Origin of the sequence: Bacillus sp. R86525 (assembly GCF_042466195.1) — a bacterium.
Lineage (GTDB): Bacteria > Bacillota > Bacilli > Bacillales > Bacillaceae_G > Bacillus_A > Bacillus_A nitratireducens.
Genome location: NZ_JAXHPX010000007.1, coordinates 1137386 through 1154967, shown reverse-complemented (window position 1 = coordinate 1154967; position 17582 = coordinate 1137386). Strand labels below are relative to the sequence as shown.

At 36.9% G+C, this 17582-nt stretch carries 18 protein-coding genes; 1 reads left to right on the top strand and 17 read right to left on the bottom strand.

The window, feature by feature from the left end; genetic code table 11:
- Positions 1–229: 229 nt before the first annotated feature.
- The 10 genes from SJY24_RS08445 to SJY24_RS08400 all read right to left on the bottom strand — a co-directional run bounded on the left by SJY24_RS08445 (position 230) and on the right by SJY24_RS08400 (position 10245).
- Complete coding sequence (locus SJY24_RS08445) at positions 230–625, bottom strand: ankyrin repeat domain-containing protein (protein ID WP_377864387.1); 396 nt, start codon at positions 623–625, stop codon at positions 230–232.
- Entirely contained in the window at positions 592–1410 is an 819-nt protein-coding gene (locus SJY24_RS08440; protein WP_377864386.1) for an ABC transporter ATP-binding protein, read from the bottom strand. The genes SJY24_RS08445 and SJY24_RS08440 overlap by 34 nt, the downstream gene beginning before the upstream one ends.
- Positions 1397–2425, bottom strand: a complete 1029-nt coding sequence (locus SJY24_RS08435) for a FecCD family ABC transporter permease (RefSeq protein WP_377864385.1) — start codon at positions 2423–2425, stop codon at positions 1397–1399. The genes SJY24_RS08440 and SJY24_RS08435 overlap by 14 nt, the downstream gene beginning before the upstream one ends.
- Before the next feature lie 5 nt (positions 2426–2430).
- Positions 2431–3378, bottom strand: a complete 948-nt coding sequence (locus SJY24_RS08430; RefSeq protein ID WP_377864384.1) for an ABC transporter substrate-binding protein — start codon at positions 3376–3378, stop codon at positions 2431–2433.
- Positions 3379–3526: 148 nt separating this feature from the next.
- Positions 3527–3763: a YrhC family protein gene (locus SJY24_RS08425; protein ID WP_377864383.1), complete on the bottom strand. Its 237-nt coding sequence runs from the start codon at positions 3761–3763 to the stop codon at positions 3527–3529.
- A 126-nt stretch (positions 3764–3889) separates the two neighbouring features.
- Positions 3890–6493, bottom strand: coding sequence for a bifunctional acetaldehyde-CoA/alcohol dehydrogenase (gene adhE, locus SJY24_RS08420; protein WP_377864382.1), 2604 nt, complete (start codon positions 6491–6493; stop codon positions 3890–3892).
- Between the two features lie 260 nt (positions 6494–6753).
- Positions 6754–7887, bottom strand: coding sequence for a bifunctional cystathionine gamma-lyase/homocysteine desulfhydrase (locus SJY24_RS08415; protein ID WP_377864381.1), 1134 nt, complete (start codon positions 7885–7887; stop codon positions 6754–6756).
- Between the two features lie 3 nt (positions 7888–7890).
- Positions 7891–8814: an O-acetylserine dependent cystathionine beta-synthase gene (locus SJY24_RS08410; protein WP_098499619.1), complete on the bottom strand. Its 924-nt coding sequence runs from the start codon at positions 8812–8814 to the stop codon at positions 7891–7893.
- 82 nt (positions 8815–8896) lie between these two features.
- Complete coding sequence (gene mtnN / locus SJY24_RS08405) at positions 8897–9592, bottom strand: 5'-methylthioadenosine/S-adenosylhomocysteine nucleosidase (RefSeq protein ID WP_001217032.1); 696 nt, start codon at positions 9590–9592, stop codon at positions 8897–8899.
- 14 nt (positions 9593–9606) lie between these two features.
- The gene (locus SJY24_RS08400; RefSeq protein WP_000536335.1) at positions 9607–10245 is read right to left on the bottom strand and encodes a class I SAM-dependent DNA methyltransferase; all 639 of its coding nucleotides are present in this window, start codon (positions 10243–10245) and stop codon (positions 9607–9609) included.
- 136 nt (positions 10246–10381) lie between these two features.
- Here SJY24_RS08400 and SJY24_RS08395 point away from each other — a divergent pair, with 136 nt between their 5' ends.
- Positions 10382–10597: a YrzA family protein gene (locus SJY24_RS08395; protein WP_000010984.1), complete on the top strand. Its 216-nt coding sequence runs from the start codon at positions 10382–10384 to the stop codon at positions 10595–10597.
- 34 nt (positions 10598–10631) lie between these two features.
- Here the strand turns inward: SJY24_RS08395 and SJY24_RS08390 are convergent, their stop codons facing one another.
- The 7 genes from SJY24_RS08390 to SJY24_RS08360 form a co-directional block, all read right to left on the bottom strand.
- Positions 10632–11282, bottom strand: a complete 651-nt coding sequence (locus SJY24_RS08390) for a YrrS family protein (RefSeq protein WP_377864380.1) — start codon at positions 11280–11282, stop codon at positions 10632–10634.
- Positions 11283–11398: 116 nt separating this feature from the next.
- Entirely contained in the window at positions 11399–13153 is a 1755-nt protein-coding gene (locus SJY24_RS08385) for a peptidoglycan D,D-transpeptidase FtsI family protein (protein ID WP_377864378.1), read from the bottom strand.
- A 92-nt stretch (positions 13154–13245) separates the two neighbouring features.
- Positions 13246–13722, bottom strand: a complete 477-nt coding sequence (gene greA / locus SJY24_RS08380) for a transcription elongation factor GreA (protein WP_042980016.1) — start codon at positions 13720–13722, stop codon at positions 13246–13248.
- Positions 13723–14001: 279 nt separating this feature from the next.
- The gene (gene udk / locus SJY24_RS08375) at positions 14002–14640 is read right to left on the bottom strand and encodes a uridine kinase (protein ID WP_000537077.1); all 639 of its coding nucleotides are present in this window, start codon (positions 14638–14640) and stop codon (positions 14002–14004) included.
- 17 nt (positions 14641–14657) lie between these two features.
- Complete coding sequence (locus SJY24_RS08370; RefSeq protein WP_377864377.1) at positions 14658–15938, bottom strand: peptidase U32 family protein; 1281 nt, start codon at positions 15936–15938, stop codon at positions 14658–14660.
- Between the two features lie 18 nt (positions 15939–15956).
- Entirely contained in the window at positions 15957–16886 is a 930-nt protein-coding gene (locus SJY24_RS08365; protein ID WP_098499625.1) for a peptidase U32 family protein, read from the bottom strand.
- 7 nt (positions 16887–16893) lie between these two features.
- Positions 16894–17535, bottom strand: a complete 642-nt coding sequence (locus SJY24_RS08360) for an O-methyltransferase (protein ID WP_000389099.1) — start codon at positions 17533–17535, stop codon at positions 16894–16896.
- Positions 17536–17582: the final 47 nt, after the last annotated feature.

Below are 17582 nucleotides of genomic sequence, written 5' to 3'. Positions count from 1 at the left end.
TTATAAAAGAAAGAAAATTCAGTCTTATAAAGGTGTATTATATCAAAAAAAAGCAGTAAACAAAAGAGTGTCTACTGCATCCATATCATAACTAGCAAAAAGAAAACTACAACTGAGGGGGGTGTAGGATTTTCAAATATACTAGATACTTATCCCGTTCTAACGGGCGGTAAACTTTCCAATTATATTAAAGTGAAAAGTTTACCGCACATAAGAACTTTTACGGTTATTAAGAGAGCACCGTTAAGTACTCAAATACACGCTGTGCTTTTTCCCCACCCATTCGAGCATGTTGAAGAATGGAAATACCATGTGGGCCAGATGCACGTAATGCTTCTGGTTGTGCCACTAAAATAGCTTGTACAACTTCTAACTCTCCAAGCATAGCTGCTGCGAAAATATCCATCCGAGCACCCTTTTCTAGTAAATAAAGAGTAATATCTTTACGGCCTACATGTGCTGCTGCTCCTAAAGCACTTTCCCAATCTGAACCGCCCCAATTATAAGAAGCATGAAGTAAGCTAGGTGATTCGAACAAAAGCTCCTGTACCCTTTCTAGATCTCCATGAGCTGCCATAACAAATTCTCTTACTAATTCAGTGGTAATACGTTCTTCTGTTTGCATCGCTCTGCTCCTTTTTTAGAAATTCGTTTCGGTGTAAAAAATGGCTTGTCGCTTCCTTGAAAAATATCTACTTCTATGCCAAATACATGTTGAAACATTTGTTGACATAATACTTCTTCTGGTACACCGTCATACTGAATCTTGCCTTGCTTTAATACAAGTAAACGATCACTATATTGAGCTGCTTGGTTAATGTCATGTAAAACCATTATAATTGTCATACCAAACTCCTCGTTTAATCGTTTCACAAGTTCCATTACTTCCAACTGGTGAACGATATCCAAAAAGGTTGTTGGTTCATCTAATAATAAGACATTTGTACGTTGCGCTAGCGTCATCGCAATCCAAGCACGTTGTCTTTCTCCTCCTGACAAAGACTGTAAAAGACGATATTCATACCCTTCAAGATTTGTAACAGACAATGCCCAATCAACAATTTCTTCATCTTCTTTATTCAAGCGACTACTCCATGATTTATGAGGACCTCTTCCAAACTCTATTAACTCTTTCACTGTTAAATCTAATTGATGATCATGCATTTGTGGTAACATCGCTAATTGCTTCGCTACATCCACACTCTTCATCGTATGAATATTTTCCCCATCTAAAATGATATCTCCTTCGCTTTGTTTAAGTAGCCTTGCTATTAAACGAAGCAAAGTAGACTTCCCCGATCCATTCGGACCGATTAAACTAACGATTTCACCAGCTTTAATATATACATTCATATTTTGCATTTGAAATCTTTCAGAATGTGCGTAAAACACTTTGTTAACGGAAATCACGTTGTTTTCCTCCTCTATGAATTAAATATAAGAAGAACGGACCACCCAAGAAGGACAATAAAATACCAACAGGCAATTCGATTGGATCGAACCAACTTCGAGCTATCGCATCCGCGAAAACAAGTAATATCCCTCCGCCAAGGCATGATAATGGCAGTAAATATTTATAGTCATTTCCAACTAATAAACGTAACATATGTGGTACAACAAGACCGACAAATCCAATAAGTCCGGAAACACTAACCGCAATTCCAGCTAATAATGTACTTACTACTATTAAATAAAACCGACTTTTCTCCACGTTATGCCCTAATAATTTCGCCATTTCATCTCCTAGCATTAATACTCGAATATGCTTAATGCCAAAGAGAGCCAATATAATAGCGAATATTGCATAATAAATAATCATGTTTAAATGTGCCCAACTTACACCACCAATGCCACCAGCTAACCACGGTAACACAGATTGTACTTTATCACTATGTAATAACATTAATGCTGACGTCGCTGCACCAATTAATGCATTGATTGATACACCTACTAAGACTATTCTTGAAGGCGGTGCCCCTTTTTGCCATGATAAAGCATAAATAACCATCGCTGTTATGAACGCACCTAAAAATGCTCCTAGCGGTAAAAAAGCCATATGCTGAGGAAATAGAATCATAATTACAATTGCTACAAGACCTGCTCCGGATGAAACCCCGATAATGCCAGGGTCTGCAAGAGGGTTTCTCATAACCCCTTGCAGTAATGCTCCCGAGGCTGCTAAACATGTTCCTACAATAAATCCAACGAGCACTCTAGGTATACGAAGATCCCATACAATTCGATGAACTGTCGAACCTTCATCTTGTATCCCTGTTAGAATGTCTCCTAAAGAAAAGGATAAACTTCCTGCGAAAAGACCATAAAAAAGGCCTAGAATCGTTAACACAACTAAAGTAACTGCTGTTACCCATCTTTTTTTCGCAAAAGGATGTTCCTTTTCTCTTACTGCTTCACTACTCTCCATACTCATCATTTCCTTACATCTTGTATACTTTTATACATAAAGTCCATTGCTTCTGTTACTTTTGTTCCAGGATTTGATCCAAATAAATCTGGCGGCAAAATAACAACACGATTTTGTTTGACTGCATCTAAGTTTTTCCACGCTTCATTTTTCATCATTTCGCCTTCAAATGCTTTTTTCACACTATTTGGATCTCCATGTGTAATTAAATAAATTACATCTGGGTTTGCCTCAATAATGCGTTCTACACTTAGCTGTGCATATTGCGGATATTCTTTCATTTCTGGAAAACCAGCTGCAATATTTTTACCGCCCGTTTTTTCTAAAACATCACCTGACAGAGATGTTGGTAACGCTGCTAAATAAGTGCCTGGTGCTCCATACACTAGTAATGCTTTAACGTCACTCTTTTTCTCATATTTCTTCATTTGATCATTAATTTTTTGATTAAGTTCTTTTGCTTTATCTTCTTTCTTCATTACTGTTCCATACATTTCAATACTCTTTTGAATATCTTTTACAGAGTTGGCTGAGGAAATGATTACTTTTGTTCCTTGTCCCTCGACCGTTGGAATGTTCTTTTGGAATCCATTGTTAGCAACAAGTACATCCGGTTTTAAACTAGCAATTTGCTCAAAATTCGGTTGATGTGCATTCCCGATTACTTGTGCTTTCTTTAATTCCTCTGGGAGAGTTAATTTTGTATCAGGACGACCTACTATTTTTCCACCTAAAGCATGAATAATATCCATGTCTCCCATACTCAACGTAGCAAAACTTTCAGGAACTTTATTGAATGTTACCTTTCTGTTTAAGAGATCGGTAATTTCGATTTTGTCTGTTCCTTTTTCTGTTTTTGTTGCAGATGCTTTTTCGTTTTCCTTTGCACTGCAACCTATTAACAAGAAAAAAATAGATAAGATCGCTGTGAACAGCGTAATAGATTTTTTCATTCTTTCACCTCTAATTGATAATGATAATCATTGACTACTATTCTACTTTAATTGATAAGGATTATCATTGTCAATATGAAACGCATACATTTTCTACAAAAAACAAAAAAACGCTACAAAAAGATTTCTTCTTTTCGTAGCGCCCTATTTAACAATTTTCTTCATATTCGCTCTCCTCTAATTGGTCACGCATCGTTCTAACACGCTTAAAGAAGAAAAAAGCAAGAACTAAAAATACAATAATACTTCCCATCATAACTAAAGACTGTACCATACTTTTTATTCCACTTGGAATTAATAAACCGATCATTAAAAATGTACTTATAGCTAAAAGTACTTGTGCAAACCGGGTATAATCTGCTATTTTTCCTTGTAATTCTTTCATCTGCTTATCACTCCCATCCTCACTTTATCACATTCTATCAAGCTTAAAGACAAGTAAATAGAACCAATCTGGGAGATGTTTTCCAAAGTAAAAAAGAGCCGCTTACTCGCGGCTCTTTTTTAACTATTATACGCCTTTATATGCTTCCATATAGATTTCTTTCAGCTCTGAAATGAGCGGTAATTTTGGATTAGCTGTTGTACATTGATCTTCAAAAGCTCTTTCTGCTAATAATCCAACAACCTCTTCAAATTGGTCTTTAGCAACTCCTTGTCCTGCAATACTCATATTTATATTTAAGCTTTTTCCAAGCTCAATAATTGCTTGGACGAGTGATTCCACACCTTCCGCTGTTGAGCTTGCTGGAAGCCCGAGCATTCTCGCAATATGTGCATAGCGTTCATCAGCCACAAAGTGCTCATATTTTGGGAACAATGCGTGTTTTCTTGGCTTAATAGCATTATAGCGGACTACATGCGGCATAAGAATTGCATTTGCACGTCCGTGTGGAATATGGAATTCCGGTCCAATTTTATGTGCTAAACTGTGATTAATACCAAGGAAAGCATTAGCAAATGCCATCCCTGCAATCGCAGAAGCGTTATGCATTTTTTCTCGCGCCTCTTCATCATTTCCATCTTTATATGCTCTCGGTAAATATTTAAATACGAGATCAATTGCTTTTAACGCTAAACCATCAGTGTAGTCATTTGCCAGAACAGACACATACGCCTCGATTGCATGCGTTAATACGTCCATACCAGTGTCTGCTGTTACATGTGGTGGTACTGTCATTACAAATTGCGGATCAACAATTGCTACATCTGGCGTTAATTCATAATCCGCGAGTGGATACTTTATATTATTTTTCTTATCTGTAATAACCGCAAATGGTGTCACTTCTGATCCTGTTCCTGATGTTGTTGGAATAGCAACAAACTGCGCCTTACTTCCTAATTCCGGATATTTACACGTACGTTTTCTTATATCTAAAAACTTTTGTTTAATTCCATAGAATGTTGTTTCTGGATGCTCATAGAAAAGCCACATCCCTTTCGCTGCATCCATAGCTGAACCGCCACCAAGTGCAATAATTACATCAGGCTTAAAGCTTTTCATCATGTCCGCACCTTTAAATACAGTTTCATCTGATGGGTCTGGCTCAACTTCAAAGAAAACTTCAACTTTCACATCATTTGCATGCTTACGTAAATAGTGCGTAACTGTATCTACATAACCGTGCTCAACCATCCCTGGATCCGTTACAATAAATGCACGGGAAATGTTAGGCATGTTTGCTAAATATGCTGTCGCATGTTTTTCAAAATAAATTTTGGGTGGTAATTTGAACCACTGCATATTCTTTTTTCTATTTGCCAACCTTTTTATATTTAATAAATGAGTCGCCGTTACGTTTTGGGAAACTGAGTTTTTCCCGTAGGAGCCGCAACCAAGCGTAAGTGATGGAATAAATCCATTATATATATCACCAATCCCACCTTGTGATGAAGGTGCATTTACAATGAGACGGCAGGCTTTCATACGTAACCCAAATTGTTTTTGTACTTCTTTATTTGTAGAATGGATAACCGCTGAATGCCCTAGGCCACCAAGGTCTAACATTTCTTCGCAATATGTAAATCCTTCTTCTAATGAATTTGCTTTTACACAAGCTAACACTGGGCTCAGTTTCTCACGAGATAGTGGATATGCTGCCCCGATACCTTTAATTTCAGCTACAAGCATTTTTGTATGTTCAGGTACAGTAATTCCTACTAATTCAGCAATATACTGTGCTGATTTCCCAACAATTTCACTATTTACTGCACATGTATTTTCATTAATAACAAGCTTTTCTAATTTCTTTCTCTCTTCCTCTGTTACAAAGTAACAATTATTTGCAATCATTTCTGTTTTAACATCATCATAAATTTCTTTATCGATAATGATTGCCTGTTCCGATGCACAAATCATACCGTTATCAAATGTTTTCGATAAAATTAAATCATTAACAGCTCGTTTTACATGTGCTGATTTCTCTATATAACACGGTACATTACCAGGACCTACACCTAGCGCTGGTTTACCAGTAGAATAAGCCGATTTCACCATACCAGCCCCTCCAGTTGCTAGAACGAGTGCGACACCATCATGGTTCATTAATTGTTTCGTTGCTTCCACAGAAGGTCTTTCAATCCATTGAATACAATGCTTTGGTGCACCAGCTTTCACTGCTGCATCATATACTGTTTTTGCCGATGCAACGGAACAGTTTTGTGCAGAAGGATGAAATGCGAAAATAATTGGATTTCTCGTTTTTATCGCGATTAACGCTTTAAACATTGTTGTCGACGTTGGGTTCGTTACTGGCGTTACCCCAGCTACTACACCGACAGGTTCTGCGATTTCTATTACTTCTTCATGAGGATCTTCATGAATAATTCCTACCGTTTTATCTTTCTTTATACTATGCCAAATATATTCAGTGGCAAAAATATTTTTAATGCATTTATCTTCATATACACCACGGCCCGTTTCTTCAACAGCCAACTTCGCAAGCGACATATGTTGATCGACACCCGCAAGCGCCATTTCATGAACAATGTTGTCAATTTGCTCTTGTGTAAAACTTTCTAATGCTTGTAAAGCTTGTTGACCGTTCTTCACTAACGTATCAATCATCTCTTTTACCTCTTGCATTTCATTTACAACTTTCTCTTTGACTACCATGTAAATTTCCTCCTATTCTGTTATCACGGTCTTTATAAGTCCCTATAGGTCATAATAAGTCCCGATTAGCGAAAAAAAATAGAGTTATCGTCCTACATGAATCTCATCATTTGTGAAACATTTCACAAGTTTGTTCGTGAATAACATTTCATGAATTCAATATACATGAAATCATTTCATTTGTGTATGTCTAATTTGTGAAATGTTTCACAAATTAATATAATAAAAATGCACTGCTCTATATTAGCAGTGCATTTTTATTATGCTAGTGCTTGTGCCAAATCTTCAATTAAATCTTCTCCATCTTCAATACCAACAGAGATTCGAATTAATGTATCTGTAATTCCTAATTCCTTACGGCGATCTGCTGGAATGGATGCATGTGTCATTTGAGACGGGATAGAAATTAAACTTTCTACTGCCCCTAAACTCTCAGCAAGTGTGAAGTACTGTAACTTCTCAAGTACTCTATTTAACGTTTCCTCACTATCTACATCAAATGAGATGATTGCACCAAATCCATTCGCCTGTTCTGTTGCTAATTCATGGTTTTGATGTGATTCAAGACCTGGATAATATACTTTATTTACTTTTGGATGGTTATTTAAAAACTCAGCAATTGCACGTGAATTTATTTCATGCTCTTCCATACGAATTCCTAACGTTTTTAAACCGCGAAGTAGTAGGAAGCTATCTTGTGGTCCAAGAATACCTCCTGTTGAGTTTTGCACGAAATGAAGGTCTTCTGCTAGCTGTGGGCTATTTACAACGACTAGGCCTGCAACTACGTCACTATGTCCTCCTAAATATTTCGTTGCACTATGAAGTACAATGTCTGCTCCTAAAGAAATTGGCGACTGCCAATATGGCGTCATGAATGTGTTATCAATAATTGTTAATAAATCGTTTTCTTTAGCAAGAGTAGATATTTTCTTAATATCAGTAATTTTTAGTAATGGATTCGTTGGTGTTTCTACATAAATTGCTTTCGTATTTGGACGAATCGCTTCTGCAACTTCCTCTAGGTTTGTTGTATCTACAAATGTATGCTCAATACCGAAGCGGTTTAATACTTTCGTAATAACACGGTACGTTCCGCCATAAACATCATCTGTTAAAATGACATGATCACCTTTTGAGAACAACATAATCGTCGCTGTAATAGCAGCCATTCCTGAGCCAAATGCAAATCCAGCATGACCGTTTTCTAATACAGCAATCATTTCTTCTAAAGCTGCACGTGTTGGGTTGCCTGTACGTGAATATTCATATCCTTGATGCTTACCAACTGCTTCTTGTTTGTACGTACTTGTTTGATAGATCGGTACGTTTACAGATCCAGTTGAAGGTTCTCCTATGCGAATACCATGAATTAACTTTGTCTTTGCTCTCATTTTTTATTCCCATCCTTTGTATATGTCTTTGCTTAAATAGCGCTCACTACTATCAGGAAAAATCGTTACAATATTTGTACCTGGTGTTGCTTTCTCTGCCTCAAGTAAGCTCGCATGAAATGCTGCTCCTGAAGAGCTTCCAACGAGAAGTCCTTCTTTTTGCGCTAATTCTTTCACTCGTAAAAATGCATTTCGATCAGAAATCGTATGAATTTCATCAAAATAAGATGTTTTCAAAAATGGTGGAATGAATTCAAGACCAATACCTTCTGTTTCATGTGAACCAGCTTTACCACCATTTAAAATAGAGCCTTCTGGTTCTACAATAACCGTTTTAATATCAATATTTTTCTCTTTCAAATAAGATGCAGTTCCCATAAACGTACCGCCAGTTCCTGCCCCTGCAACAAATATGTTAATCTCTCCATTCAGTGCCGACCAAAGTTCAGGTCCTAGCGTTTTAAAATAAGCGCGAGGGTTTGCTTCATTCGCAAACTGACTTGGAGAGTATGAATTCGGTATTTCATTTACTAACTCTTTCGCTTTTGCAATTGCGCCGGTCATTCCTTTCTCAGTCGGTGTATGCACAACCGTTGCACCTAGCGCTTTCATTAATTCTTGCTTTTCAACACTAAATTTCTCTGGTACACAAACGATGACGCGTAAATCATGTTGTAACGCTGCAAGTGCCAGTCCAATGCCAGTATTTCCAGCCGTCGGTTCAATAATTGTTCCGCCCTGGGTGACAAGCCCTTTTTCTAACGCATCTTCGATTAATTCTCTTCCTAAACGATCCTTAACACTTCCGCCTGGGTTGTAAAATTCAAGCTTTGCAAATAAACGGACTCCTTCTGGAAGTGAAAAACGAGTAATTTCTACAATTGGTGTATGACCAATCAATTCATGAACGCCACGATATACATTCATCGTGTTCTCCCCCTTATTTGCCAATAAAGAAAAGGCAACTGTATGTATTTTCTTTATATGAGACAGTTGCCTTTTTGTTACATTACTTTAACTCTTCTAGTACTTTTACGATAAAGTTTGTAGAATGAAGAGCTGCTTGATCTAAAAATTGATCAAATGAAACATTTGATTCTTTACCAGCAATATCAGAAAGTGCACGAATAATAACAAATGGAACTTCATATTGATGGCATACTTGTGCAACAGCTGCTGCTTCCATTTCTACTGCATAAAGATCTTCAAATTTATCACGAATTGCCGCAACGCGGTTCGGATCACTCATAAATGAATCGCCTGTTGCAATCATACCTTTTACAACTTGAATATTTTCTTCTGCCTGCATACATTTCTCAGCTAACGCAACTAATGCGTCATCAGCTTTAAATCCAGGCGGCATTCCTGGCACTTGACCATATTCATAGTTAAATGCTGTTACATCTACGTCATGGTGACGAACTTCTGTTGAAATAACCACATCTCCAACATTTAAAGAGTGATGGAATCCACCAGCTGAACCAGTATTAATTACTTTTTCAGGCTTATATCTTTCTAATAAAATCGTCGTTGACATCGCTGCGTTTACTTTACCAATACCAGACTTTAACAAGATTACTTCATGTCCTGCTAATAGCCCTTTCGTAAATTCACAACCTGCAACAGTTTCTGTTTCTGCTTGTTCTAGTTTGTCACGTAAAATACGTACTTCTTCTTCCATTGCTCCAATTACAGCAATTCTCAATCTAATCCCTCTTTCTATTGCTTAGTTGCCTCCATTACCCAAACGAAATGATTTAATCTCGTGAACGCTACATGGAAGCCATTGTTTTCAAAAATAGATTGCATGATCGGAATACGTGTATAGTATTCTGTTTGCAAATCGTTTGCTAACTGATGAAAACCTCTTTGTTTTGCTACCTCGACAGTTTTATCATATGCATCTTGATCTGCAAATATTGTATCAGCAAACACTATTTTACCACCTTTGTTTAGCAATTGACTATACTTCGCAATCGCTACGTCCTTTTCTTCATCTGTTAAATGATGAAATGCATAGGTGCTCACAATGGTATCAATTGAATTTGGAACTTCGAATGAAAGAAAATCACCTTCTGTAATTGAAAACTCTTGCGGCAATTTTTCTTTAGCAATCATGCGCATTTCACGTGACGGTTCTATACCGTAAACTGTACGACCAGCAAGTAATAATTTATTTGTTAAATTGCCAGTACCAACACCAAATTCTAATACGTTACCAAATGACTTGTTAACTACATCCTCTAAAATGTCCTCATAACGGGCGAAAACTTCTTTATATTGTATATCTTCACCTTGTACGAATGAGTCGTACGTATGAGCCCACTCATCAAATAAACCATTAAATTCTGTCCCCATAAAAATTCCCCTTTTTCTTATCGGTTTTATCAGTATAATATGCCCTCTTTCTAAAAATGTCAATTGAAATGTACATGGTATTTCCTTCTTTTCTTTGTTACACTATAGGTGATTACATAGGAGAGGGGTCGTCTTCGTGTCATTTACCTTTGAAATGTTAGAAGATAAAGTAGAGTTTTTTGAAGCGGGAGACTTAGCTTCTTTAGAAAGAAAAATTAGTGAACAAATCGATAATAATAAAGCACTTATGCTTGAGGTTCATCACATCTCGCATCAAATGGTTATGGATCCGGAAAGCAAAAGACCATATTATAGCGCGGTTGTTCATTTTAAATTAAAAAAATTACGCTAACTAAAAAAGAGAGGCTCATAAGAGCCTCTCTTTTTTAGTTTAGAGTTTGAACGAGTACTGGTTTCCAGCCTTCATTGTCTACCCAATCAATATTTACATAATATTTTTTACCTGATTGTTTATCTTGTACGTTACCGTAAGCTTTATTCTTACCGTTATTTCCGATTCTATGAATAACTAATTGCTCTACTGGAACGTCAATTGCAGCGGAAATTGCTTGATTCATCTCATTCCAATCTGCTGTACCTTTTTTAAACGTCATCGCAGGTGTTGCGCCTTGCTCTGTACCTACTGGCTTCCAAGAAGATTTCGTATAAGCATCGGTTGCCTTTGGCTGTGTTTTTTCAGCTGATACTTTCTCGTTAGCTTTCGCTTCTTCTTCAGCTTTTTTCTTTTCTTCTTCAGCCTTTAGCTTCTCTTCTTCTTCCTTCTTCTTAGCCTCTGTTTTCTCTTTCTCGTTCTTCTTCGTCTCTTCTTTACCTTTAGCTTTCTCAGCTTTATTCTCTTTTGTTGTTTGCTGAGCTACCTTTTTATCATTAGAAGACGCTTGCTCTTTTGTGTCAGGAACAAACAATTGATATGCTACAATAGCTACTGCTATTAATACAATTGCAATTGCAATATTTAAAACACCGTTTTGACGACGTTTTTGTTGTTTCTGTTGAAATCTAGATCCTCCTGCCATTCTTCAAACCTCCATGCAGTTTTTCATACTTGCTATTGTAACATTAAATCTAGAAAGGTTGAACATTTACAATAATATTTTCACGAAATGAAAACATTTCATAAATAATTGCAAGATTACTTTTCATTTTCTAATCTATGAATTGCTTCTACCAGTTCTGTAAAAACGGGTGTAACTACATTTTTGTTACTATCTGCTTCTATATCAACTACAACTAAAGCATACCTTGGATTTTCATATGGAAAATAACCTGCAAACCAGCGATTCACCTTTTCTCCTTTTCCTGTTTGTGCCGTTCCAGATTTTCCGGCAACGTTTAGTGGTAACGAACGGAACACTGTTCCCGTTCCTTTCTCCGTCGTCACAACACCTCTTAATAACTCTTGTAGTTTTTTCACCGTTTCATAAGAAAGCTGTTTCCCCGTTAATTTATGATTTTCAAATGTAAAAAAGTCGGTTCCATTTTTATATACTATTTTTTTTACAGCTTTCACTTCCAACTTCTCTCCATCTCTAGCAATTGTCGCCATCATATTCGCTATAGCTAGAGGCGACACACGTACATCTTTTTGTCCAATCATCGTTTGAGCAATGGCTTTTCTACTAACTTTATTTTCTTCACTTCTCCAAATAACAGCATCCTTTTCTTCTGGTAACTGCTCAAATTCCGATGTATGAAATACCGAACCTTTCCAACCAACCGTCTTACTTGCTCCTAAGGCCTCTAAATACGTTTCTAACACATCTCTATCCTTTTGCATTAGTTCATCACCTAATAGGGCAAACGTCCGATTACAGCTTCTAGCAAAGCTTTCCTTAAAGTTTAATGACCCCATCATAACTTGTGGAAGATTTTCACCGTATAAATCCGTATTACAGTTAAATACACGGTTAAATCGCACCAAATTTTGATCAATTACCGCCGCTGCAACTACTGTTTTAAAAACAGATCCCGGAAAATGAGGAGTTAACATTTGATTTTCGAGTGTTGCTTTGTATGCGCTCCTATCATTCATCTGTAGAGATGGCTTACTTACCATTGCTAAAACTTCACTATTTTTTATGTCTAGTAATACTAACCCACCTCTTTTTATTCCGTTTTCATTTATAATCTTTTCAGCTTGCCGTTGCAACGTTTTATGTAGCGTTGTTTGAATAGTAACTGGATAAAATGGATTTCCTGGTGAAGTGTATTTTGCCTGTTTCCCGAAAATCGGCTCTCCTTGCCGATCTACTTGATATAGTACTTTTGCCTCTCCATCAGTAAGTAAAAATTCATCAAATGATTGTTGCAATCCGGAAATACCAATGGGCGTTTGTTCCGAAAGTTTTTTCATTTCTCCATAGCGCTTTTGAAATTCCTGTTCATTCTCTCCCACATCACCAATTAAATGATTCGCCTCTCCCGTTTTCTTCAATCGAACTTCTGCTGCTACAATGCCTAAAGTATCTAACTGATTTACCTTCTCCATCTGATCAACCGTTAATTGAAATGGGATATTCCCCCTTTGTAATATAAATGCTTTATTCTTACTTTTCATTTGCAGTCTTATCTCTTGTCTCGACAAACCAATGATATGCGAAATTTTCTCTAACATGTCATTTTTTATTTGTAAAAATGGAAAAATAATTAGAACTGGATATTTCTCTTCACCGATTTCCTTACCATTTCGATCTGTAAAGTGCCCTCTTCCATTATCTACTGTAAGTGATTGCGTTCGTTGCATAACACTTTTTTCAATTAAATTGATATTTTGGTCAGTAAATGATTCCGTATCTAAAATCTGTATTTGGATTAAGCGACAAAGTAGTAAAAACATTACACTCATAAAACAAATTAAAACAACTGTAATTCTCCGTTTTATTTTCATAAAAAACACCTCGTCTCCTGTAGTTTAGACGAGGTGTTTCATCTTTTATACAAATAAAAAAATCACCCGTTTTTACACGAGTGATTTTCACGTTATTTTACAGAGATAATCTCTACTTGCATTTCTCCACCTGGTGTTTGAATTGCTACCTTCTCACCAATTTGCTTACCTAATAAACTTTTTGCGATTGGAGAATCGTTAGAAATTCTTCCTTCAAATGGATCTGCTTCTGCGCTACCTACGATTGTGTAAGCTTCTTCGTCTCCACCTGGTAACTCTTTAAATGTTACAGTTTTACCTAATGTTACAACTGTAGACTCTTCACCATTGTCTTCAATGATAACCGCATTACGGATCATGTTTTCAAGTTGTGTAATACGTCCTTCTACGAATGCTTGCTCATCTTTCGCTGCATCGTACTCAGAGTTCTCTGAAAGATCTCCGAAGCTACGTGCGATCTTAATGCGCTCTACAACTTCTTTACGTTTTACCGTTTTTAATTCCTCAAGTTCGTTCTCTAATTTTTGCTTACCCTCTTGCGTCATTGGGTATGTTTTTTCTGTTGCCATATTTTCCACTCCTTTTATATACCAATCCCCCGAAAAAAAAGAGGAGTTCCATATGAAAACTCCCCCACTTATATGTGTAGCGGAGGTTTCTAGTACGCTTGTACTAGCGGAGTTGTCACATACAACCCCGTATTCCCAATTCTTCTTTATATAAAGAAGATATGTATGGAAAGTTGATATAAATATGCCCTCACCTATATATAGATGAGGTTGCATGTTTCATTGTATTCGATAGGAAGGGAAAAAATCCCTTCCTATCGTATATCTTTTACTATGCTATTACAAATTTACTTTTTGTTCAAGAATTGTTGCAATTTTTGTCACCATAATATCAATTGCAACATGGTTTTGTCCACCTTCAGGGATAATAATATCCGCAAATTTCTTAGAAGGCTCAATAAATTGATTGTGCATTGGACGTACAACAGTTACGTATTGATCAATAACTGAATCCATCGTACGACCGCGCTCTTCAATATCACGCTGCATGCGGCGTAAAATACGAAGATCCGCATCTGTATCAACGAATAGCTTAATGTCCATTAACTCACAAAGACGTGGGTCTTCTAAAATAAGAATTCCTTCTAAAATGATTACATCTTTCGGCTCAACTGGAATAATTTCTTCTGAACGCGTATGCAATGTATAGTCATATACAGGCTTATCAATTTGCTCATATGCAAGCAACTGCTGCAAATGCTCAATTAACAGATCATTATCAAACGCAAGCGGATGATCATAATTTGTTTTTAAACGCTCTTCCATTGGTAAATGGCTTTGATCTTTGTAATAATAATCTTGCTCCAAGATTAAAATGGAATGACCTTTAAAATGGTCAAAAATCGCTTTCGTTACACTTGTTTTTCCTGATCCTGAACCACCAGCGATTCCAATTACAACAGGCTTATTCGTCCCCATTCGACTACCACTCTTTCTTATTGAAGTATGTTTTTGCGCATCATATTATTCACATACACTGGTTGATCCACTTTGAATTTCACGATTTGCAACGGATGTCTCGCTGCATCTAATTCGTTTCCATCCTCATCCCAAATTTTCTCCACCGTCTGCGTAAAGTTTTCTATTTCTGGTCCAAAGAACTCCACTTCATGTCCTGGTTTGAAGTGATTACGTTGCTCAAGCGTTACGATGCCCGTTTCTTCATTATAATCTAACACTAAACCAGCAAAATCATACGTTGTTTTCTTACTATGATTTCCAAACATTTGCTCTTGATGTCCTGGAACCCCTTCAAAGAATGCAGGAGCTGTGTCACGATTTGCACATTTATCAAGCTCATCTAACCACTCTTGTTTAAACCCAAAGTTATCTGGATCCGCACAATACGCATCAATTACTTTACGATATACAGTTGCTACAGTCGCTACGTAATGGATAGATTTCATACGGCCTTCAACTTTTAAGCTATCAATTCCGATTTCAATCATTTTCGGAATTGATAAAATTAAATTTAAATCTTTTGGACTCATCGCAAAGTGAGCATCTTCTTCTTGGAATAAAGGAAGCTCTTTTGCATCTTTATGTTGTGATACCGTTTGAACTAAATCATAGTCCCAGCGACAAGATTGACAACAACCACCACGGTTAGAGTCACGCGCTGTCATATGGTTACTTAATGTACATCTTCCTGAATATGCGATACACATTGCACCATGGACGAATGCTTCAATTTCAATATCCACTTTGTCTTTAATTTCTTTCATCTCTTCATAGCTTGCTTCACGAGCTAATACAAGACGATGTAAACCTTCTTCTTTCCAATACTGTGCTGCTTTCCAGTTGGATAGCGATTGTTGTGTACTTAAATGCACCTCAACAGAAGGTGCTACACGTTTACATGTCTCAATAATAAGCGGATCAGCAACGATAATTCCCGTTACGCCAGCTTTTTCAATCCCTTTTAAATATTCCTCTAGCCCGTCCATATTTTCATTATGTGCAAAAATATTTGTTGTTACATATATTTTCGCTCCATATTTCTTTGCAAATTCAACGCCTTCTGCCATGTCTTCCAGCGTAAAGTTACCTGCATTCGAACGAAGACCAAATTCTTGTCCACCTAAATATACAGCATCTGCCCCATAATGGATAGCTACTTTTAATTTTTCTAAGTTACCCGCAGGGATTAACAGTTCAGGTTTCTTCACAATAACGCGTTTGCCATCGATCACTCGTGAAATTTCTTGTACAGTCATTTCCTACACCCTCCTCGTTTAGTAAACCGTCTCTTTAAAGAAGAATCCTGTATCTAACGGACGATTTACTGGTTGCATTTCTTCTATCTCTTTATATAAATCGTCTTTCACGTCATAATACGCATCACGATCTTCTACACATAAATCAATTGCTTTACGATATTTCTTCGTTACCTCAATAATGTATTCAGAATTTTTTAGGACACCATCAATTTTTAAGCTATCGACTTCAGCATCGATTAGTTCCTCTAACTCATCAATGAAACAAATATCGTTCGGACTCATAATGTGTGTACCATTTTCATCTTCATAAATTGGATATTTATTATTACGCTCTGGATCATACAAGAACATATTCTCTTCATACTTTTTCTTTTCAATGTCGAGATTACGACCTTGATACTCAAAGTAGTTTCCTACTAATGAACGCTTTGATTGGAACATGCAAGTCATACCGTGAATTTGCACTTCAAGTTCCACTTCCGCATTTTCTTTTAATTCAACAATTTCATCTAAGCTAAGCTCACGAGCTAATACAGCGCGTTTCGCCCCTCTTTGCCCCCAATAGTTACAAGTAAACCAGTTTGTTGCTGTCGTTTCTGTATTCCAGTGCAACTTCATGTTTGGTGCAACTTCACGAACAGCCATTAATACCGCTGGATCTCCGAAAACAATCGCATCTACATTTATCTCATTTAAAAATGCAACGTAGTCTGTTAATTCTTCTACTTTATCATTGTGGAACATCGCATTCATTGCAACGTATACTTTCACACCATTTTCATGTGCAATTTTAACAGCTTGTTTTACATCTTCACGTGAAAATTCCCCTGCTAAACGTAAACCAAACTTTTGTTCACCGATCATTACTGCATCTGCTCCTGCTTTTGCAAGAGGTTCGATATCCGCCACTGCTCTAGGCGTTATTAACAATTCAGGTTTCTTCATACCTTTGTCACCCTTTCTTTTTACTTACAGCCACTCCATCACCAATCGGGAAAATCGTTGTATCATATCCTTCATGGTTCATAAGCCATTCATTGTACGTCTTAATACGACGAATCAAACCACGTGTACGTCTATTTTCAATTTTCTCTTTTGTCGTTACAAGGCCATGGTACATAACATTATCTGAAATAATAACGCCACCAGGATTTAATAACGGTTCATATAAGTCAAAAAAGCGACGATATTGCCCTTTCGCTGCATCAATAAAAATAACATCAAATGTTCCATGTTCTTTCACTTGTTCGCCTGTTTCTAAAGCATCACCGTAAATAACAGAAATGCGATCTGTTACTGGAGAACGTTCTATATATTCAAGTGCCTTTTCATATCGTTCACGATTGCGCTCTACTGTCACAATACGTGAATTTGGAATAGCTTCCATCATACGAATGCTAGAATAACCGATTGCTGTTCCAAGTTCTAAAATGCTTTTCGGCCCAATTAAACGTAAAAATTGCAGCATAAATTCCATTCCAAGTCGATCCATAATCGGCACATGGTTTTCTGTTGCATACTCTTCCATTTCAAGAATTAATTTATCTTTTGGATCAATAAATGATAATAGGTACTCGTTCACTGCATCCTCCATAATTGGTCCTCCTTATTTACATGGAGAAGTGCCTCTATGACGCGTCA